Origin of the sequence: Alicyclobacillus dauci (assembly GCF_026651605.1) — a bacterium.
Classification (GTDB): domain Bacteria; phylum Bacillota; class Bacilli; order Alicyclobacillales; family Alicyclobacillaceae; genus Alicyclobacillus; species Alicyclobacillus dauci.
Genome location: NZ_CP104064.1, coordinates 352,903 through 373,354, shown reverse-complemented (window position 1 = coordinate 373,354; position 20,452 = coordinate 352,903). Strand labels below are relative to the sequence as shown.

General features: G+C 53.1%; 22 protein-coding genes, 1 tRNA gene and 1 pseudogene. 3 read left to right on the top strand and 21 right to left on the bottom strand.

Annotated features, from left to right (window positions below; translation table 11 throughout):
• Position 1: 1 nt before the first annotated feature.
• From rnmV to metG, 3 genes are read right to left on the bottom strand one after another with little or no spacing between them, the layout of a single operon-like run.
• A complete protein-coding gene (gene rnmV / locus NZD86_RS01865) occupies positions 2 to 562 on the bottom strand; it encodes a ribonuclease M5 (protein WP_268044792.1) in 561 nt (186 codons plus the stop codon).
• Entirely contained in the window at positions 555 to 1,334 is a 780-nt protein-coding gene (locus tag NZD86_RS01860) for a TatD family hydrolase (RefSeq protein ID WP_268046753.1), read from the bottom strand. The genes rnmV and NZD86_RS01860 overlap by 8 nt, the downstream gene beginning before the upstream one ends.
• Complete coding sequence (gene metG / locus NZD86_RS01855; protein ID WP_268044790.1) at positions 1,334 to 3,304, bottom strand: methionine--tRNA ligase; 1,971 nt, start codon at positions 3,302 to 3,304, stop codon at positions 1,334 to 1,336. Before metG ends, NZD86_RS01860 begins: the two co-directional genes overlap by 1 nt.
• An 845-nt stretch (positions 3,305 to 4,149) precedes the next feature.
• On the opposite strand from metG, the gene NZD86_RS01850 reads away from it, so the two are divergent.
• Positions 4,150 to 4,389, top strand: a complete 240-nt coding sequence (locus NZD86_RS01850; protein ID WP_021294663.1) for an AbrB/MazE/SpoVT family DNA-binding domain-containing protein — start codon at positions 4,150 to 4,152, stop codon at positions 4,387 to 4,389.
• 386 nt (positions 4,390 to 4,775) lie between these two features.
• Here the strand turns inward: NZD86_RS01850 and rsmI are convergent, their stop codons facing one another.
• The 9 genes and pseudogenes from rsmI to ytaF form a co-directional block, all read right to left on the bottom strand.
• Positions 4,776 to 5,669: a 16S rRNA (cytidine(1402)-2'-O)-methyltransferase gene (gene rsmI / locus NZD86_RS01845; protein WP_268044789.1), complete on the bottom strand. Its 894-nt coding sequence runs from the start codon at positions 5,667 to 5,669 to the stop codon at positions 4,776 to 4,778.
• Between the two features lie 99 nt (positions 5,670 to 5,768).
• On the bottom strand, positions 5,769 to 6,077 hold the full coding sequence (locus tag NZD86_RS01840) for an initiation-control protein YabA (RefSeq protein WP_268044788.1): 309 nt from the start codon (positions 6,075 to 6,077) through the stop codon (positions 5,769 to 5,771).
• Positions 6,078 to 6,117: 40 nt separating this feature from the next.
• Positions 6,118 to 6,756: pseudogene (locus NZD86_RS01835) on the bottom strand (PSP1 domain-containing protein); the annotation flags it as partial.
• A complete protein-coding gene (locus tag NZD86_RS01830; RefSeq protein ID WP_268044787.1) occupies positions 6,757 to 7,689 on the bottom strand; it encodes a DNA polymerase III subunit in 933 nt (310 codons plus the stop codon).
• Between the two features lie 89 nt (positions 7,690 to 7,778).
• A complete protein-coding gene (locus NZD86_RS01825) occupies positions 7,779 to 8,108 on the bottom strand; it encodes a cyclic-di-AMP receptor (RefSeq protein WP_268044786.1) in 330 nt (109 codons plus the stop codon).
• Positions 8,109 to 8,113: 5 nt separating this feature from the next.
• Positions 8,114 to 8,776: a dTMP kinase gene (tmk, locus tag NZD86_RS01820; RefSeq protein ID WP_268044785.1), complete on the bottom strand. Its 663-nt coding sequence runs from the start codon at positions 8,774 to 8,776 to the stop codon at positions 8,114 to 8,116.
• The gene (locus NZD86_RS01815; RefSeq protein ID WP_268044783.1) at positions 8,766 to 10,178 is read right to left on the bottom strand and encodes an aminotransferase class I/II-fold pyridoxal phosphate-dependent enzyme; all 1,413 of its coding nucleotides are present in this window, start codon (positions 10,176 to 10,178) and stop codon (positions 8,766 to 8,768) included. The genes tmk and NZD86_RS01815 overlap by 11 nt, the downstream gene beginning before the upstream one ends.
• A 172-nt stretch (positions 10,179 to 10,350) precedes the next feature.
• A complete protein-coding gene (locus NZD86_RS01810) occupies positions 10,351 to 10,566 on the bottom strand; it encodes a sigma factor G inhibitor Gin (RefSeq protein WP_268044782.1) in 216 nt (71 codons plus the stop codon).
• A gap of 128 nt (positions 10,567 to 10,694) precedes the next feature.
• Positions 10,695 to 11,306: a sporulation membrane protein YtaF gene (ytaF, locus tag NZD86_RS01805; RefSeq protein WP_268044781.1), complete on the bottom strand. Its 612-nt coding sequence runs from the start codon at positions 11,304 to 11,306 to the stop codon at positions 10,695 to 10,697.
• A gap of 129 nt (positions 11,307 to 11,435) precedes the next feature.
• On the opposite strand from ytaF, the gene NZD86_RS01800 reads away from it, so the two are divergent.
• Complete coding sequence (locus NZD86_RS01800; RefSeq protein ID WP_268044780.1) at positions 11,436 to 13,124, top strand: putative polysaccharide biosynthesis protein; 1,689 nt, start codon at positions 11,436 to 11,438, stop codon at positions 13,122 to 13,124.
• 13 nt (positions 13,125 to 13,137) lie between these two features.
• Here NZD86_RS01800 and NZD86_RS01795 read toward each other — a convergent pair whose 3' ends face one another.
• The 9 genes from NZD86_RS01795 to NZD86_RS01755 all read right to left on the bottom strand — a co-directional run bounded on the left by NZD86_RS01795 (position 13,138) and on the right by NZD86_RS01755 (position 19,454).
• A complete protein-coding gene (locus tag NZD86_RS01795; protein ID WP_268044779.1) occupies positions 13,138 to 13,413 on the bottom strand; it encodes a pro-sigmaK processing inhibitor BofA family protein in 276 nt (91 codons plus the stop codon).
• A 13-nt stretch (positions 13,414 to 13,426) separates the two neighbouring features.
• Positions 13,427 to 13,759, bottom strand: a complete 333-nt coding sequence (locus tag NZD86_RS01790; protein WP_268044778.1) for a DUF2508 family protein — start codon at positions 13,757 to 13,759, stop codon at positions 13,427 to 13,429.
• Positions 13,760 to 14,202: 443 nt separating this feature from the next.
• The gene (gene recR / locus NZD86_RS01785; RefSeq protein WP_268044777.1) at positions 14,203 to 14,802 is read right to left on the bottom strand and encodes a recombination mediator RecR; all 600 of its coding nucleotides are present in this window, start codon (positions 14,800 to 14,802) and stop codon (positions 14,203 to 14,205) included.
• Between the two features lies 1 nt (position 14,803).
• The gene (locus NZD86_RS01780) at positions 14,804 to 15,106 is read right to left on the bottom strand and encodes a YbaB/EbfC family nucleoid-associated protein (RefSeq protein ID WP_268046752.1); all 303 of its coding nucleotides are present in this window, start codon (positions 15,104 to 15,106) and stop codon (positions 14,804 to 14,806) included.
• A 15-nt stretch (positions 15,107 to 15,121) separates the two neighbouring features.
• A complete protein-coding gene (gene dnaX, locus NZD86_RS01775; protein WP_268044775.1) occupies positions 15,122 to 16,942 on the bottom strand; it encodes a DNA polymerase III subunit gamma/tau in 1,821 nt (606 codons plus the stop codon).
• Between the two features lie 63 nt (positions 16,943 to 17,005).
• Entirely contained in the window at positions 17,006 to 18,130 is a 1,125-nt protein-coding gene (locus tag NZD86_RS01770; protein WP_268044774.1) for a two-component system sensor histidine kinase NtrB, read from the bottom strand.
• A 444-nt stretch (positions 18,131 to 18,574) separates the two neighbouring features.
• Positions 18,575 to 18,664 (bottom strand) — tRNA-Ser (locus NZD86_RS01765).
• 12 nt (positions 18,665 to 18,676) lie between these two features.
• Positions 18,677 to 19,162 carry a tRNA adenosine(34) deaminase TadA gene (gene tadA / locus NZD86_RS01760; protein ID WP_407655201.1) on the bottom strand — a complete coding sequence of 162 codons (486 nt, stop codon included), beginning with the start codon at positions 19,160 to 19,162 and terminating at the stop codon, positions 18,677 to 18,679.
• A complete protein-coding gene (locus NZD86_RS01755; protein ID WP_268044773.1) occupies positions 19,155 to 19,454 on the bottom strand; it encodes a late competence development ComFB family protein in 300 nt (99 codons plus the stop codon). The genes tadA and NZD86_RS01755 overlap by 8 nt, the downstream gene beginning before the upstream one ends.
• 90 nt (positions 19,455 to 19,544) lie before the next feature.
• Between NZD86_RS01755 and NZD86_RS01750 the strand changes: the two genes are divergently transcribed.
• Positions 19,545 to 20,360: a YheC/YheD family protein gene (locus NZD86_RS01750; protein ID WP_268044772.1), complete on the top strand. Its 816-nt coding sequence runs from the start codon at positions 19,545 to 19,547 to the stop codon at positions 20,358 to 20,360.
• The last annotated feature ends 92 nt before the right edge of the window (positions 20,361 to 20,452 follow it).

Genomic DNA, 20,452 nt, shown 5'->3' with positions numbered 1-20,452 from the left:
CTTATCGCAACCTTTCCAATGCGGCTTCCCACTCTTCTCGAGTGACACCAAGCGTATTCAGTTTGTGCAAAAATGCCTTCGCATTCCCGTAGCCAATGCCGAGTTCAGCCCCCAGCCTCGTTCGCCGATCCGCTGCGTCTGGCGTGCCCACCAATCCCGCCGAGAGCATATCACTTTGCGTAAAGACGTTCTCGCGCCGTTCACGGCTGGTCATGGGGCGTGCCCGCAGAATGCAAGCTAAGACGTCTTCCGGCCGCGCGTGCTCAACGCCAAGACCCTGTTGGGATATCGCTTGTGCCCGGGGCAAGTGAGCATGCTTACAACCAGGAACAGCCTGGTCGACGCGCCGACGGATCCGTTCGCCGGCGCCGTCGGGATCGGTCAAGACGATGACGCCGCGGTGCTCGACGGCTCGTCGCAATGCATCCAGGGTCCGTCTGCCAATCCGGTCTCCACCCAGCACCATCACATCCGCATCGACGATGGACTCCACGATTTGCTTGTCGTGAATGCCCTCCACGACGATCACTTCACTGACCGACAAACGCTCCCGCTCACTCATCGCGCTGCACCTTCGTAAACAACTCAAGAGCGTTGCTGGTCGTCTGAGCCGCCAGCTCCGACAGCGACACGCCGCGAATTTCCGCCAACTTCTCCGCCACCAGCCGAACACGTGCAGGCTCGTTGCGCTTCCCGCGAAACGGATGCGGCGTCAAGTACGGACTATCCGTCTCTACCAACAGCCGATCCGCCGGAATATTCGCTGCCACCTCGCGCACGTCGTCCGCTTTTTTAAACGTGACCGGGCCCCCGAACGAAATGTAAAAGCCGAGTTCCATGCATTCTTTCGCCACGTCGAGCGTCTCGGAAAAGCAGTGCATGACGCCGCGAACTTGCGATGCACCCGAATCCTTGAGAAGCTCCACGATGTCCGCCGTGGATTCGCGGTTATGAACGATGATGGGCAATTGAACCCGCTTGGCGATCTCGACTTGCCGTCTCATGACACTTTGCTGCTCAGGCCGGGGCGCGGCATCCCAATAGTAGTCCAACCCGATCTCGCCAATCGCCACCACCTTCGGATGCTGCGCCAACCGCTCCACTTCCGCGAAGTCCTCCGCCGGAACATCTTTCGCAGCCTCGGGGTGAACGCCGACCGCAGCATACACACCCGGGTTGGCCTCTGCGATGGCAATGGCTCTGTGGGCCGTCGGAACGTCGACGGCTGGGATGACGATACGCGTAACCCCTTCTTGTCGGGCGCGGCTCAGCACGTCGTCCAAGTCGTCCACGAACTGTTCATCCATCAGATGGCAGTGCGTGTCAAACAACATCACTTCACAATCGCTCCGTTCGGCATCGAATCAGGTACAGTCGCCAAGGTCAGTTGGTCCCCTTCGGACGCGGCGAGAATCATACCTTGCGACAGCACGCCCCGCAATTTCACAGGCTTCAAGTTGGCAACCACAATCACCTTGCGGCCGACCAGCTCTTCTGGTTGATAGAACTTGGCGATACCGGAGACGATTTGCCGTGTTTCGTAGCCGAGATCGACTTGAAACTGCAGAAGTTTATCCGCGCCTTCGACTTTTCCAGCCTCTTTGATCTGGCCCACCCGAAGTTCAATTTCATCGAACTTGTCGATGGTGATTTCCGCTTTGCCCTTCGACGCAGCCGCTTGTGCCTCTGTTGCCCCTTGTGCTTCTGCCTTGTTGTTTTCCGTATTTTTCGATCCGGTCATCTCTGTCAACGCTTCGATCTCCTTTTCCACATCCAACCGTGGGAACAGCGGCGATTCTTGGGCTACTTTGTTGCCACTGTGACCTTGTCCAAAGACAAGTGCATCCCAGGCAAACACTTCATCGTTCCAGCCAAACTGCTTTTGAATGGCCTTCGGCGCATCCGTCATAAACGGCTGAACCATCACAGACGCCATGCGAATGGCCTCCACCATGTGGAACAGCACCGTGTTCAGCCGGTCCGTATTCCCTTCCTTGTGCAGCCGCCACGGCTGTGTTTCGTCAATATATTTATTTGCCCGCCGAACAAGATTCCAAATCTCCGTCAAGGCTAGCGAAAACTGCATTTGGTCCATATGCGTCTCGACCGCTTCGCGCGCCTGGTTCCCCAGTTCCACGAGTGACGTCTCCGCATCGGTCGTTGCCGAAGCCGCGGGAACGACACCGTCGTTAAACTTGTACAGCATGGCCACCGTGCGGTGGATCAGGTTGCCGAAGTCGTTGGCGAGATCGTAATTGAGTCGCTCCACCATCGCTTCCGGCGTAAATACACCGTCCTGCCCAAAGGGGATTTCACGGAGCAAGAAGTACCGGAACGCGTCGCGACCATAGCGGTCAATGAGTTGCAACGGATCGATCACGTTGCCCTTCGACTTACTCATCTTCCCACCCTTTACCAGGAAGAAACCGTGACCGAAAACTTTTTTCGGCAACGGCAAATCGAGTGCCATCAGGATGATCGGCCAGTAGATGGTGTGGAAACGAACAATGTCCTTGCCGACAACATGAACGTCCGCGGGCCAGTACTTGGCAAACTTCGCTTGCTGTGCCGGATCGTCCGAACCATAGCCAAGCGCTGTGATGTAATTGGTCAAGGCGTCGAGCCACACGTAAACGACGTGCTTGGGATCGCTCTTGACGTGTACGCCCCAGTCAAACGACGTGCGCGACACACAAAGGTCCTGCAGTCCCGGCTGAATGAAGTTCTTGAGCATCTCCGTTTTGCGACCAACGGGTTCAATGAATTCCGGATTTTCTTCGTAATACTTCACAAGCCGGTCCACGTACTTGCTCATCCGGAAAAAGTACGATTCCTCCTGGACAAACTGAACTTCGCGTCCGCACTCTGGACACTTCCCGTCCTTCAACTCGCGCTCGGTCCAGAACGATTCATCAGGTGTACAGTACCAGCCCTCGTACTGCGAGAGGTAGATGTCGTCTTTTGCGAGCAGTTTCTCAAAAATGTCCGCAACGACTTTCTCGTGGCGATCCTGCGTCGTGCGAATAAAGTCATCGTAGGAAATGTTCAGTTTCGTCCAAAGTGCTTGGATCCATTCGATGATCGGGTCAAGAAAGTCTTTCGGCGGCAGTCCCGCTTGCTCAGCGCGCGTTTGAATTTTTTGGCCGTGCTCATCGGTTCCCGTCAAGAAGTAGACATCATATCCCCGCAGCCGCTTATACCGCGCCATGGCATCCGCTGCAACAGTGGTATACGCATGCCCAATGTGCAGTTTGTCATTCGGATAGTAGATTGGTGTCGTGATGTAAAACGATGGCTTTGCCATGAAGATTTCCTCCTCTTGAACCACGAATCTGGCCTCAGATGTACGCGTTGCGTGGTCGGGGACAACGCAGGATTCACCGCCAAACTGCCACGGAATTCTCGTTCCCTCGCGCCCACGCCTGCTCGATGCGAGCCCTAAAAAAAGTCACAAAAAAACCTCGCCCAGTATTGGGGCGAGGTTATGCTCGCGGTACCACCCAACTTTGCATGAACGTATCCATGCCTCGTTGCGAGTGTTGTAAAAACACCCTGTTCGATAACGGGAACGCCCGCAAACGTCTCAATGCGCTGCCAAACAGACAGCCATCTCAACATTCGATCTCCAGAACCATACTCCCCAACAGCTCCATTACCGGCTCACACCATCCCGGCTCGCTTAAAACGGCCTCTTTGGGTACCATTCCTTCACTGAGAAAGTATTCAATTTGCGATGATCAAGACCAACATGTCTTTACCTTACATGACAAGCTTCGGCGAAGTCAACGTGATCGGACATCCAAACGTCGAACGTCTTCACCCAGTTTAGAAAACGCTGGCCGGAGTCGATGGTCGCAGGAAGGTGTCGTAAATCTATCACGGGAATCAGAGCAGCCTATTATCTACCGATTGTTCCATTGTCTCGACATTTATGGAGGGATGATCTTTATCTTGGCCGAATTAGTAACCTTTGTGTCGATTTTCTGAAATGGAAACTGTAAGGACTTGCAATAATCAACATATCATTTATAGTTAGGTTAATTGAAGTTTTTGCTTGCTGTGATAGGGACTCCCTGTTGCACCAACGTAAAGTACTTTAGCAGACAGACATACAACAACCTAAAAATCCACGAACCGGGGGATGGTACAGTGAAGTCTACAGGGATCGTACGCAAAGTTGACGAATTGGGTCGCGTCGTTATTCCCATCGAATTGCGCCGCACGCTCGGCATCGGTGAAAAGGACGCATTGGAAATTTACGTTGATGGTGACCGCATCATTTTGAAGAAGTATGAACCGGCATGCATCTTCTGCGGCCAAGCAGACGAAATTATCCACTTCAAAGGCAAGAACATTTGCCCGTCCTGCATTGCCGAAATGAGCTCCTGAAAATAAGATTGTGTTTGCAAAAGGGTCAGCGGATTTCCGCTGGCCCTTTTTTGTTTCGGTCGGGCGCGAGGGCGGGGTGCGCGACGGGGGTAGGAATCGAGGCCCAGGCCGAGGAGCAACCTGCAGTGCCGGGGCGATTAGGGGAAAACTATTACCTTAAGCGCTCTTCCGACGCGAGGTTAGCATGCACAAGAGACTCAGATTCCGTTATGACCACACCTTGAAGAATAGGAGATCAGGAGGATAAGAGACTTTGCTTCCGTTGCTCTCGATTCAACGACGCAATACGTGCAACAAAGGAACAAAAGTCACTTACGTGAGCGAGCCACCAACTCAGCCCAGAAAGAAAGCCACGTAGCCAGCCCCCAGCCTCCTGACCGTGGCCCTCAGTCCGTCCGAATCGTCGCGTTGTACAAGTCACGTCGGTTGACAGCAAACCTAGCTGCAGCCTCCTGGACGGCTTCCTTGTGGCGCATGCCTTGCTCTATCTTATCCACGACGTATTGCACCGCTTGCTCCCAGGCGTCCTCCCCCGGCGTACCCGCATCCGCATCAGTGCCTGTTGTCACACGCTCTCCTCGGTTGTTCACCAAAATGACGTACTCACCCTTGGCGGCCACCTCGTTGCTGTAACTTACTAGCTCAACAAGGCTGCCCCACACGAACGTCTCGTGCTGCTTCGTCAGTTCTTTGGCCAAAACCGCTGGTTTGTCGCCGAGTGCGTCAGCGAGAAATTGGAGTGTGGCCGTCAGGCGGTGAGGGGCCTCGTAGATGACGAGCGTCGCCTGGATGTTGACGAAGTCGCCGAGCCAGGATTTGGCGGCCTTCGTCTGTCGCGGTGGAAAACCGAGGTACAAGAATGGCGTCATGGGCAGTCCACTGCCGACGAGCGCGGCCATGAGTGCGCTTGGCCCAGGGATGGGAATGACCGGAACGCCGCGTTCAATGGCTGTATCGACGAGGATGGCGCCGGGATCGGAGAGAAGGGGCGTGCCCGCATCCGACACGAGTGCTACAGACTGACCTGCATCCCACATCTCCATGACAAATTCCTGCCTCGACTGCTCATTGTGCTGGTGATAGCTTATCACCCTCGGCGGGTGAATGTCGAAGTGGGTGAGGAGTTTGCGCGTGTGACGCGTGTCTTCGCAGGCAACGATGTCGACTGACCGCAGTGTACTGAGAAGCCTGTCACTCGTATCGCTCAGATTGCCGATAGGCGTGCTGCAAACATAGAGCTTGGGGCCTTCGTCGACATTGTTTTTTCTGACTCGAACCATTCGGGCACGCTCCTGACAGAAAAACCCGTTCCGAGGAACGGGTTTTGTTTGGTAGATTGTCTGACCGCACCTAAAGGGGATTGGTCGCCATATGCTATGTTAACTTTTCTGGATGAAGGAAAGGCAAAACAAACATTCGCCTTCTGTGCGCAAGCTCCCATACTTGACGTTACAAATGTGAAAACCTTCTCGATAGATGCGCAACAAATTATCTTGAGCGGAACCTGTTTCCAGCGTTTTTGCTTCATCAAGCGACTCTGCCTGGAAGCGCTCGTTCTCCCGCTGTAAACGTTGGTTCTCTTCGATTAAATCTTGAATCTTTTGCTTTAGTGTTCCCAGCTCGACATACAGTTCACCAATTCGTTCCTCTAAATTGGCGACTTGTACGAACAGTGACTGTTTGTCCATCGTCGGATACCGACCTCATTTACGCCATCACGTCTTGGTCTTGGTAAGAATCATTCTCAAATTTCAGGCAACACATCAAGCGCCCACACAAACCAGAGATTTTCGACGGGTTCAGAGATAAGCTTTGGTCTTTGGCCATGCGAATGGACACTGGATCAAATTCGCCCATCCACGTCGAGCAACAAAGCAGCCGACCACATGGACCGATACCGCCTAATATTTTCGCCTCGTCGCGAACACCGATCTGCCGAAGTTCGATCCGCACGCGAAACACGCTTGCGAGATCCTTTACGAGCTCACGGAAATCGACGCGACCTTCGGCTGTAAAGTAGAAAATGAGCTTGTTTCGGTCGAACGTGTATTCCGCGTCGACCAATTTCATTTCCAACTGGTGCTTTGAAACTTTTTCGCGAAATACCTGCATGGCCTGTCGTGCCCGTGCGCGGTTTTCCTCGACAGTCTGCGAGTCACCGTCCGTCGCCAAGCGCATAACTTGCTTTAACGGCAGGACGACTGAGTCCTCCGGGACATCCCGTTTATCTACAACGACTTGTCCGTATTCAACACCTCGTGCTGTCTCGACAATGACATGCGCATCCTTGTGTATCGGTAAATCGCCTGGGTTAAAATAATAAATTTTTCCGGCAGGCTTGAAGCGAACACCGACAATTTCATACATCTAGGTCAAAACCTCCCGTAACCGGATGCACATCTGCTCGAAGTTCAACAGGGATGCGACATGAGATTCGAGCCTTTGCCGACTCTCTAGAACGATCTCCATGGCGTCTGCCCACTGTTTGACTTCAAGTATGGGAGCGATGCGCGATAACTGTGTATTCCAGTCGCCGAAACGAATATTTGACCCACCGACACGAACATGTAGGATGTCACGTATCCATTCAACAAGCAGCATGAGACTGATGCGTGCAGAGATTTCATCATCACAAAAGGACTGCCACTTCGCAGCCAAGATGAGTGCAGGTTGACGCTCAACCACCCACATCTCAGTCCATTTTAGCATTTTATCGATGAATCCTTCAAACGAACTATTTTCCGTATTGGCCATTAGTGCCTGAAGGAGAGGAATAGACTGATGATCCGTATCAAGCCACGAGGTTGAATCGTGGACGGTATAGGTAAATGATCGCGACCTTATCGTGGATAAGACGGACTGCCTCAACGATGCGGTCAAAAGCGCGTAGACATGCTCTTCAGGTTCCTCTAACGTCTTGAGCATTCGATTGGCGGCGACACCCGTCAATCGCTCTGCTCCGTACAGTGCGTAAACCTTTTTTCCCGTGTGCCCTCGCAGTTTTAACCAGCTTTGCATTTCCTCCACTTCAGCGGTTTTAATAGACTGTCCACCCAACTGGAAGAAATCGGTCTGTACGTCAGCAGCAAATTTCACGCAAGAACTGCACGTCCCGCACGGACGCGTGTCAGACTCACACAAGAGGGTCTGCGCAATATACCGTGCGGTGTTTTCCGTAGCCGTTGGCGTACCGATGAGAAGAACAGCATGCGGGAGCCGACCACTGGTCAACGCGTCCCGAAGCGGTGTGGGCAGATGAATGCTGTTGGGAACCGATGACAGTCGGAACAACGTCTCCAATGACACACCCCCTGCCAATTATACGTATCATCCTGTCTCTGTCCCGAGCGGCGGCGCGACACATGATAGTATCATGAGAAAACGACCTCTTAAAACTGTTCAAATTGCTCAATATCCAGGACGAATACCGTCGCCCCACCAACTTGCACGTTCACCGGGTAAGGGATGTACGACTCCATACTCGCACCCATGGGAGACATTGGAGCGACCACCTGTTCCCGTGCTTTGCACGAATGTTGAATGATTTGTTTGACAAAGTCGACTTTATCGTCGTCTGTCCCGATCATGAACGTTGTGTTCCCTGCATGAAGAAACCCGCCTGTGGAAGCCAATTTCGTGGCACGAACATTTTCCTTAACAAGGTTTTGTGCAAGTTTACCACTATCTTTGTCTTGAACAACTGCAATGACGAGTTTCATACGGGTCACCTACCTGTCGAATTACTTTTTATTTTATTAATGTGTTTCAATACAATCAGCCATATTTCCTGCTCTATTTCAGTTGCAGAGCGATTGGCGTCAATGACGCGCACGCGTTCTGGATGGGCTGTGGCAATCGTGCGAAATGCCTCCTCCACACGAGAAAAATACGCGGCATCACGCTGTTCGATTCGATCCAATTGCGCACCTCTCGATTGATTCAAACGTTTACGAGATTCTTCCAGTGACAGATGAAATAGAATCGTCAGATCTGGCAGGACACCGTTCACGGCAAACGCGTTGATGCGTGCCACGTTCTCCTCACCGAGCTCCAGTCCTCCGCCTTGGTATGCGATAGACGCATCGACAAACCGATCACAGAGAACCGTGAAGCCCTGATTTAAACTCGGCCGGATGACCTCATCAACATGCTGCGCACGTGATGCGGCATACAACAGCGCTTCCGTCCGCGGCGTCATGTTTTGATTGTCCGGACTGAGCAGGATTTCGCGTACCTTGTCGCCGATGGCCGTTCCGCCCGGTTCCCGCGTTTGCACAATCGGATAGCCCGCTTGCTGCATTCGCTCTGCGAGTCGTCTCAATTGTGTCGTTTTACCAGCCCCATCGATACCTTCAAACGTAATAAAATAGCCGGATTTAGTTTCCATCCACTACCTCCACCTGCTCATTCTCGTCAATTCCCAAAACGACCCCGCCGTGACTCAACCACGCTCGCAAACGCGTTATGTGAGCCGATTGCAACACATGGCCTGGCCAAAGTGCCGGTACGCCCGGTGGATAGGGTGCAAGTGGGGCAGCCAGAATTTCATTGTTCGCCTCAGACAGCGGAATCCGCCTTTTGCGACTTCGAGCAACCTCGCTTGGGAGGCACGCAATGGACGATTGTCCCGCCATCTCATAGAGGGCTTGAACGACTTCGCCGTCCTTCGCAGCGGGACTTTGTCCCGTCCCCTGCCATTCGTGAAGGACGCGAAAAAACTTCTTATATTCGTAATCCGGTTGCGAAAAACCAAACATGGCCAACACACCCGATGCATCAGCATATTCAAGAAAAACGCCTTGTGCTTGCATGCGGTCGGCGAGATCGTGACTTGCTTGTTCCGATCCCGTCGGGATCCACAATCGCATTGGATCGCGACCCTGTCCCTCTAGCTGGCGAAATTCCGCCAAGCGGGCCAGCGTCTTTTCCGCCTCCAGCTTGCCTGGGCCACGAAGCCAAGCCTGTGCTCCGTCCAAGGCAGCGAGAAGCAAGTACGATGGACTTGTGCTCTGGAGGAACAGAAGGGCGCTCTGCAGCGCGTCGTACGAAACCCGATCTCCCTGAAGATGCACCCATGCCCCTTGGGTCAAACAAGGCAGTGTCTTGTGCGGGCTTTGGATGACGATGTCCGCTCCCTCTTGGACGCTGTGCGGCGGCATGCCTTCGCAAAGGCCAAAATGCGCCCCGTGTGCCTCATCCACAATCAGGGGGACATTGTAGCGATGGGCGAGATCGGCAATTTCCCGGATGGGTGCGACGAGCCCTTGATACGACGGGGAAGTTACGATGACTGCAGCAACATCGTCGTGCTCCCTGAGTGCCCCCTCGATTTGACGAACATCCGGACGGTCAAACGTCTGTAAGTCAGACCTCCACGTGCTCGGCACAAATTGCATGTGTGCGTCCGCGTAGACAAGCCCTCGCCAGGCACTGACGTGACACGGCCCCACAAATACAATACGGCGCCGGAGAGGCCCGTCGACACATGCAGCAATGGCCGCCATGACACAAGCCGTCGCGCCGTTGACACTGTACAGACAATAGTCCGATCCATAATAACTAGCAGCCAGTGCTTGCGACTGAAGGATACAGCCACTTGCTTCATGGTAGTTGTCGAGTCCTGCCAGTTCTGTGACATCCAATTTCGTCGCTTGGCCAAGCCAATTGGAAAGCTCAACGGGCAGCACTCGCCCTTGATGGTGCCCGGGCATGTGCATCGAGACCTTTTCTCTCGCTGCGTGCTCCACGAGTGCATCAATAATTGGTGTCTGCGAATGGGTAATGGACAAATCGCCCGCTCCCTTGTCTCGTAATCCGTATACTCGTTCTCCATGATAGCAGATGTCCGCCCATGGGCAGAAACCAAGCAACACAGTCCAAAAGAAGTCAGTACATGAAAAAACCGAGCTAATCTAGCTCGGGTGTCGCAGTCCATCAGTTGTTTACGCTCAACCAGGTCATTCAAACCTGTGTGTTGTTTGAATCAAGGGCGAGTGCCGACCACCAAATTCGTTTCATCTCATTCACATAGTGTTGATAACGCGCGTCCTGCACATCAGAGTGAACAATGTCTTGCTCACATGTGGAGCAAATAAACTGACCACAAATTCGAATCCCTTGCAGTTTTACTTCATGACAGATAATACACTCCGACGCGGCTGACGGTTTCGTCTCCAACGCGCTCACCACCTATATTTCACGTTCTACTCATTTACCGGTCCCAGACTGGTACAGAGAACTTCCAGTTCGGCTTACTCTGGTCCGACAGTCTCCTCTAGTTTGTCTCTATTTGCTCTTCTTTATACCTACCAAACTTGATGAATACCAATAGCAATTAAGAGTAGGCCGGCGACGAGCGTGGCGTGATCGCCCATAGCACGGGCCGCGTAGCGTCTACCGAAGAAGGCGGATAGGCCGAGCAGTACATACGAGAAAAGCGCCACAAAGAATGCGGTAACGGACAGGTTCAAATGCGTGACCCCGGCATCGAATCCCCCTGCAAATGCATTCATGGCTAGTGCTATTCCAAGTACAGTGGCCTCTACGAGACTGATGGTCGATGACCTGTCAAAGTCGGCGACGGACGGATCGTCTAGGATGCGGCCGATGACATTGCTCTTCTGCCGATCACGCCTCTGCTTCCGACGTTGTCGATACGGTTCGGTGATGATCCAGAACCCGACAGCGAACATGACGAAGGCCCCGATATACACGGCGACAGTCGGATGGATATAGTGGCTCATAAAGCGCCCGACCAAGCCTGAAAAGAGTGTGGCTAATCCCGAAATGACGGCAACTATCAAGTTTGCCACCCATGAGATCTGGATCTTCCGTACACCATACGCAATACCCACACCGGCATTATCCAAATTAGCTGCAACAGCGAGGGCCACCATAGTCACAATGCTGGAAATCACGTGTGTCACCCCCGGTCTTCATAACAAGTTATGAGCATCCCTCGTCCTTGTTTCTGAAGTGACCGTTAAACGCGTCTCAATACGGGGTGACATGCTGTGCTATAATCGTTGCGAAATGGAGGTGGAGAGGTGAGTCGAACCGATTCGTCGAACCTCGCCCGTGGAGCCTCTCTCTATGTCATTTGTGTTGCGATTGCGAAGGTACTTGGCCTCGTGTGGATCATTCCCGTCACAGCCCTCATCGGACAGGGCGGACTCGGCATATACTCCAATGCCTACGCGGTATACAACATCCTACAGCAACTTGCGACGAGTGGTTTTCCACTTGCCATGGGCAAATTGGTCAGTGAACGGCGTGCAACGGGAGATCGGGCCGTCGTCGAACATATTTATCGTGTCACTATGCGATCCCTGATGGTATTCAGCGTCATCGCTTTTCTTTTGATGTGGTTCGGAACACCTGTTTTTGCACACTTTATTTCATGGAAGAATTGGCAACAAGCGCTGGCACAGAACGGCCCATCCATCCACGCTGTCGCGTTGATGTTGCTGGTCATTCCCGCCATGAGCGGCCTTCGCGGTTACTTACAGGGGTTTCAACGGCTGGACGCACCCGCGTATTCACAGACCATCGAGCAACTGTTTCGGGTAGTCGCCATGGTATTCGGTGCTTATTTGATCGTTGAAACGTTTCACCGGGACAAAGCCATTCAAGGGGCCGCGGCTGCAACGTTCGGAGGATTCGTGGGGGGATTAGCAGGGCTCCTGCTCTTGGTTATTGCCGTGCGACCGCTGCGTCAACAAGAACGGGCATACGGAATTGAGAAGAGTCCGTATCGCGACAGCCAAGTCCTGCGCATGGTATATCGCCTCGCCATCCCCGTGAGTCTCGGTGGTCTGGTCGTACCTATCGCCAACTTGGTGGATTCGTGGACCGTCACGAACCTCCTGCAATCTACAGGTCAAACGTTAAGCCAGGCGACAGCGAATTACGGCATCTTGACCCGACAAGCAATGTACCTGGTGCAATTGCCAATGGCGTTTGCCTACGCCATCGGGGTGGCCGTCTTGCCAGCGGTATCCGCCGCCAAAGCCAAAGACGATCAGCAACGCATCCAAGAGAGCATCGTCTTCACCCTGCGCAGCATGTTTCTCATTTCGTTTCCGACAGCAGCGTTGTTTCTCGTACTCAGTCGCCCTATCAACGAAACCATTTTTCATGCGACAGCCGGATCGGCCATTATATCAACCGTTTCGTTTATGAGTATTTTTTCGAGTCTCGAGTTGATTTCCACTTATATTTTGCAAGGCCTCGGCAAAATGTACCGACCCGTTCGTAACATGTTCATCGGGGTGGCCATTAAGACCGTATTCAACTTTGTTCTCATTTTGGCAACACACTCTGTCATCGGGGCAGCCATTGCCACGACCATCGGCTACCTGTGCTCCTCGATGCTCAACATCATGGCCGTTCGGAAATACGGTCAAGCGTTCTTTTCCGTGAGACGCATCATGAAGCCTTTTTTGCGGGCATCCATCGTGCTCGTCGTCTTCCTGTTTTTCATCAACTGGGCACTGCACGTCGGTCTTGCGCCGATATTCGTACACGCACAGCGTTTGATGTATTTGCTGCAATTCGTCATATCAAGTGGACTCGGAGCGCTTCTTTACCTGTTTCTCATCCTTCGATCCGGCTCCATCCACGACGATGAACTTCGCGGCATCCCAGGAGTGGGCCGCTTCCTCGTGAAGTTTGCACACCGTGTTCGCCGCAAGCGACGCCCGGTCGTCTCACACATAAAAAGAACAGGGAATTGACCGTTTTTGACGGTCAGTTCCCTGTAAAAATCCACAACTTCAACGCAATCAACGCAGCCACGCCCGGAATCCCCAAAAACCCTGCCGTCAATGCCGTCAGCGGATTGAACGGCAAGTGAAAGTGTGCGTAGCTCCCTACCCAATTCACTGCGAAAACGAAGAGACAGCCGAGTACTATATTCCTCAGAATCACCCAGGCGACTTGTCCTGGCTTTCGGAAAAACTGCCCGATCAGCAGTGCAACCACAATCACGACGCCAACCCACAGCCAAATTGCAGGTATGTGCACCAAGGAGTCCCCCCTAATCAATTCTCCACGTGTCCGCCGTCCAATCCCACTGCGCTCCGTCGAACGCAATGCCGTGCTCCTCTGCAAGCTTAAACAGATAGTTCAAGTGACGCTCGGCAGCGCCAATGCGAAACACGACGTGATCGATAAGCAACGGGTCAGACACCTGTTCAAACTGTTCACGCGCAATGAGCAACTCTCGCCTACTCTTCAGCACTTCTTGCAAAAACTGAAACTTATCGACATTCGTCATATCTACTTTCGGTACGCCATGATGAGTGTCGCCAAAGTCGTTTGAAAAAGAAGGATGTAGGGCAGATTTTGTCGGGCCAGGGGACAGTGTCATGGAAGTCGACCTCCTTGTCCAAGTTACTAGATCATAGGCGACAAAGAGGCCAAATATGACTGTGAAGTTTGGGGTTGGTGGGGTGGGTTTTGGCGGTGGGCGGGTGGGGTGGGCCGCGGCGGGCCCTGCGCATCATGCGCAAACCAAGCCGCAGTCCGATGGCCGAACGCACCAATTCAGCAGTCCCGCAAACCCGAGAAGGGAATCAAATTCCCCTGTTGGTCCGTTTTGATGCGCTATCGCCGCGATAACGGAACCAGAGGGACTTATGTCACAAAACAGAGGCTGAAAGACGAGGGTAACTGTCACAGAAGGGCAAGGTGTTCCGCTAAACAACGATGGCCTCACCCGGCCCGGAGCCTAAGGGAATACCAGACCGCTATCTCCCCGGCTCCCCCTCTACCATCACCGGCTCCTCCCCGGCACCCAGCGTCCACGACGCCCTACAGCGTGCGCCTGCCTTCAAGGGCCTTGGCAAGGGTCACTTCGTCGGCGTATTCCAAATCGCCGCCGACGGGCAGCCCGTGTGCGATGCGCGTCACCTTCAAGGAAAACGGCTTGAGCAGACGCGAGATGTACATGGCCGTCGCTTCGCCTTCCACGTTCGGATTCGTGGCCAAAATGACTTCGTCCACATCCTCTTCGCCGATTCGCGTGACCAATTCTTTGATCCGAATGTCTTGTGGACCGATGCCCTCCATAGGGGAGATGGCCCCGTGTAAAACGTGGTACGTGCCGTTGAATTCGTGTGTGCGTTCCATGGCCACCACGTCGCGCGGCTCCTGGACGATGCAGATGACGAGCTTGTCGCGGCGGGGATCGGAACAGATTGAGCACGGGGAGGTTTCCGTGATGTTGCAGCAAACGGAACACTCCGCTAGTTCTGTTTTGATGGCCTTCAGGGCCTTCGCAAACTCCTCGACATCCTTCATGTCCATGTCCATGACGTGGAAAGCAAGCCGTCCGGCCGTTTTGGGGCCAATGCCTGGCAATTTCATAAACTGCTCGATCATCCGCGAAACCGGTTCTGGATATCCCCACATGTTAGAACAATCCCGGCATGTTCATACCCCGTGTGTATTTCCCCATCGTTGATTCCGTCAGCTCATTCACTTTTTGGCTGGCGTCTTGCATCGCTGCCAAAACGAGGTCTTGGAGCATTTCCACATCATCTGGAGATACCACATCAGGGCTGATGCTCACCGCCGTGACTTCCTTGTGACCGTTCATGGTGATTTTGACGGCTCCACCGCCCGCTGTGCCTTCGATCTCTTTTTCACCCAGCGCTTCCTGCGCCTTCATAATCTCTTCCTGCATTTTCTTGGCTTGCTTCATCAACTGATTCATGTTTTTCACGAGTGGTCACTCCTTATCGTCAATAACAACCTTATCACTACCAAACAGCAACTTGACCCGGCTGACGATGTCGTCGCTCGAATCATCGGTCACGTCTTGTGTCTGCTCCAAGGATGACAAGAATTCATCCCAGTCCGACTTGAGCAGAGCAAAAATCTGCATATCGCGTTCCATCATGGTGGACAGGGCTTCCTCTATGACTTTCCGATCCGCCGGCTTCATCACGGCTTCCCGGTGAATGCGACTGGCGAACGACAGCACGACAGCGAAGTCAGTCGTCATCACAACCTCGCCGTTCATCAACCAGGCGTGCGTTTGGATGCGTTCTTGTTTTACTTTGTGGAGCACATCGCCCCAGCGTTCCCGAACGACAACCTCGAGTTCTTCATCCCGATCCCGATAGAGCCGTTCAAGCGTCTCCCGCTTCCGCTGTGCACCCGCTGCCCGCAAGTTTGCTGCGCTCTGCTGCCTGCGTGTGGCCTGAAGCGCTGTTTCAGGTGTGGTATGGGCGAGATCGCCTTGTGGCTGGGCGGTTGCATCTTGTGCGGGTACATGCTCCTCCGATCCGCTGTGTCTATCCCTCGCATCCGTCGCCCCGGGTGCCGAGGCGGCAGGTTGTCCGACAGACGATGGCGAAGATGGACCAGCGGATTGGCTCGGTCCCCGCGCGTCGACGGATGGTGCGCGCCCAATTGGCTGTACACTAGGCTGGACTTGCGCTGCGCCAGTCATATGTACGGGGATAGGTGCGGATGACATTCCCAAGAGGCAGGCTTCCAACGCCAGCCTCGGCTGCTCCACATACCGCATTTGTGTATACAGTTCCCCAAGTTTCGTGACGCCTTGGAGTAACCATTCCGTCGTGCAGTTCGTACGCTTCGTGATATTTCGGTACGGCTCGACGGGTTTGCCATTCAGGGCTGCATCATCGTCAGATAGCATGACAATAAACAAATCCCGCAGCACTTGCAATAAATCGAACGCGATACGGTTGGCATCTTTCCCATTACTGTACCACCCGCTGAGACGTTCAATAGCCGGCAGATAGGCCTGGTCCAGAAGCTCGCCGACCAGCGACAGCAACGCTGCAGTGTCGACGCCGCCGATGACCGTGGCAACTTGCTGCTCGTCGATGTGACCCTGTCCAAATGCGGCGGCTTGCTCAAGCAATCCCAGTGCATCACGCAGTCCACCGTCGGCAGCCTCGGCAAGTTTCCACAAGGCACCCGCATCACACGTCCAATCTTGATGGCGCACGACTTCTTGTAGGCGCTCAACGATCGTCTCCGTCGAGATGCGGTGAAAATCAAACCGTTGGCACCTTGAAATAATCGTGTTCGGAATCTTGTGTGGTTCCGTTGTCGCTAACATGAACAAAACATGTCCTGGAGGTTCCTCCAGAGTTTTTAAGAGTGCATTGAATGCCTCTGTCGTCAACATGTGCACTTCGTCTACAATATAAACTTTCCGTCGCACAGTCGTCGGGGCATAATGAACTTTGTCACGAAGCTCGCGGATTTCATCCACGCCGCGGTTGGACGCTGCGTCAATTTCCTCCACGTCCACATTGCTCCCTCGCGTGATGGACACGCAAGCGTCGCAGACGTTGCAAGGCTCGGCACCATTTGGATTTTCACAATTGACCGCTTTTGCAAATAGTTTCGCGGCGCTCGTCTTTCCCGTTCCGCGAGGTCCGCAAAACAAATACGCGTGTGCGATTTTCCCACTCGTGATGGCATTCATCAACGTCTGTCGCACATGCGGTTGGCCAAGTAAACTTGCAAAGGATTGAGGTCTCCAAGTTCGGTAAAGTGCTTGGTAGGACACGTACGTCCCCCCCTTAGGTTTACAGTACCACAGGGTAGGGGACGCAACCAACACTCCATTTAATTACGTAAACAGTGGATAGGTCCTTGCCTGATGGACGTGGTTTATTTCGCGATCACGCGAGAACGGAAGCGATACAGTGAACGTTGTGCCATATCCCTTCGAGGAAACGCGGATTTGTCCGCCGTGATCGGCAACGATTCGCTGACAAATCGCCAAACCCAACCCCGTTCCCTTCTCTTTCGTCGTGTAGAACGCATCGAATATTTTATCGAACATATAGTAAGGGATGCCTGGACCCGTATCGGAAATTCGAATGTCCACCCGGTCCTCCAGTGCTTTTGCACCGATAGTCAGCCGTCCCCCCACGTCCATTGCCTCAATGGCGTTTTTTATGAGGTGTAATAAAAGCTGACGAATCATGTCTCTGTCCGCACACAACATCAGTTCCTGGGACAATTCAAAAGCGGACTCGACTTGCCGCTCGCGCACTGTAGCTTGAATCCAAGGGAAGATCTCCTCGAACAATTCCTGTAGCGAAAACGTCTTCCATTCCAGTTTATGCGGCTTCGACAGGAGCAAAAGCTCCGCCACAAGGGCATTGACGCGTTCGATCTCGTTCATCATGACCTGCACGTACTCGATTTCCTCATCCATCAAGCCATCGTGAAGCCGATTTTCAAGCACTTGCAAAAAACCCTTCACCGTTGTCAGAGGGTTCCGAATTTCGTGGGCGATCCCCGCTGCCATTTTGCCTACCGTTGCCATTTTTTCGATCCGCTGCGTCTGCTGTTCCAGCGCCGAAAAATTACCTATATCCTTCATCACGACATACGTACCGTGAACCTGTCCCTCCGACGATTGGTGAGTAAATGTATCCATTAATACGTGGCGGACTGTGCCGCCTACTTCCCACTTAATGACTGCGTCGCGATATTCACATTCGGTGACAATAATGTGATTTAGTACTTGATACTCTTCACTATTTGTGGAAAAAAGCGAATTTAAATGCAGAACCATGCCGGTCGCTTCTGGTTTCCCAATCAGGCCAGCTCCAATATCATTAAGGACAGTAATTTCTCCGTGTTTCGATAAATAGAGGATTCCTGCGTTAAGCAACTGTGTATCAGGTAGTATGCGATCGGACAACGTTGGGCCGTCTATATCTCTACGAAGAAGTTGCTTCATAGTACCACCAGTCCCCTACTTTGGTCTGTGTAAGGGGATATTCCGCATAGAAAAATGGAAATCCTTCTGCGTGACAAAAGTTCTGTAATCTCGACATCATACGACATCGCCCGCAAATATGGCTGGAAATTAAACTAACATCATGAAGACTTTCACATTACTAATTGGATGCTGAGTCATGATCCGGATTAAGAGCTTCGCTCGTTGGATTTCAGGAAATACTCGATTGATTTTTGAGAAGGGATGTTTGAGGATTTAAGGAAGGTGTATGGGTCTACACGCCCAACATGACTTCTGACCAAGACCCTACTAGGCACGCCCACGTCGCCCGAAAGGTCTTCCTTAGTGCTGCTTCCGTCAGGATCTGACACGGTTCAGAAGTTTTCGCCGCATGGGACCCAGTTGGGTCTTGGTCAGAAATCACGTACATGCGTGTTGAATAGATGGCGGAGAGAGTGGGATTCGAACCCACGAGCCCCTTGCAGAGCTACTCGCTTTCGAGACGAGCTCTTTCGACCACTCAGACATCTCTCCGCGGTCACATGATCACCCTCGCGTAGCACGAAGGCCTTGGAAAAAATCCTTCAATATACTAGCACATTCATCTGCCAGTACGCCAGATGTAATGTTTGGTGTGTGGTTCCATATCCCGGGTTGCAATAGTGAGACTTTGGAAACGATAGCCCCGCCTTTGGCGTCTAGCGCACCAAACACCAACCGGCGAATGCGCGACAACATGATGGTGCCAGCACACATCGGACAGGGTTCTAGTGTGACATAAAGATCACACTCTGTCAACCGCCAAGTCCCTAAACGACGGCTTGCTTCTTGGATGGCGACGAGCTCTGCGTGTGCAGTGGGATCGCGCCACGTTTCCCGCCAGTTGGACCCAGTGGCCACGATTTCCCCGTTCCTCACGATAACAGCCCCGATGGGTACTTCCCCACGCTCCCCCGCCAAACGCGCTTGTTTAAGCGCCTGGGTCATCCAAGTTTCGTCCAGCGAGTCGAGCATCATTCCGTCATCAGCCATTGGACTGTGATGTTCCTCCAGTGGCTTGCTCATGGCGTGGATTTGCTGAAACCACCTGGGCAGCCCGTGTCAGTTCCCGCAACACATCAGATTGCAGTTGCGGCTGCATGTAGTTTGCCTTGACGTACGCCTCGCCTTGCTGTGTCGCGACGTACCTCACGGGTAACCGATTTAATGCAATTGCGAGCGCATCATCCTGGCACAGCTGACATGTACAGGCCATGATGGAACGGAAAACACTGTCATGTAAAGCTTCCTTCGCCATTTGCTCCGTGACATTGTATACGGCCATCGGTCATTCCTCCAATTGTGAATCTCTTCGTACGCACATGACTGAAGACGCATAGATTGTTGTGTCACATGAAGGGTGGTGCCCCAAACAATGACACGTGGACAGTTAAATCCTGAACGGTTGAACCTGGATAAGTGGCAGATGCACCTCGCGTTGGAGGATGCCAAAATACCACAAGTCAACCTGCCAGATACAGTCCTGCTTCACAACTTTAAGGATATGTACATTCGTCGTCATCGAACTTGGTACGTAAAGCCCGTCAACACGTGGGGCGGTCATCAAATCGCCAAAATCGACCGACGCGAGACGGATTGGTCGTTCCAACCTCAAGGTGGCCGTACGGAACTGTACCGATCACCCTTACGACTCTTGAATCGAGTGCGTCAACAGTACGATCCGCTCGCAACCATCCTGCAACAGGGTGCACCTGTGACCAACCTCAATGGAAGACCCTTCGACATTCGAGTACTGTGTCAACGCGGAGACGACAATCAATGGCTCATAGCTGGTTCCCTGGCCCGAGTTGGGCGAAAAGACAGCATTGTTTCAAATATTGGCACAGGACACGGGGAGGTCTTCGCAGTCGACAGCCTCCTGTCTCAATTGTACCAAAACAAATCCGTCAGAAGTCGGATTAAGCATACGCTCGACGATATCAGTAACGCAATATGCTCTATGTTGGATGGGTATTGGCAGTTCGAGGAGGTTGGCCTTGATTTGGGATTGACTGCAAAGGGATCGGTGTGGCTGTTCGAAGTCAACACCAACGATACCTGGGGTGGCCCAAGCCACGAGCTGTTCATGCACCTTCCTGACAAGTCCATATATGAGGCCATCGAAGCCAGAGCGGATAAACGGCGACGACGCTGGCTCGCCGAGCTTATGAAGGAAATCATCGATCATTAGCTTGACCAGGCTGAATTCCCTTACCGCTAGACCTGCCCACCATGGCGGCAGCCCTCTTGCAGATCGGCTCGCCACGGGCTCCACCACCACCT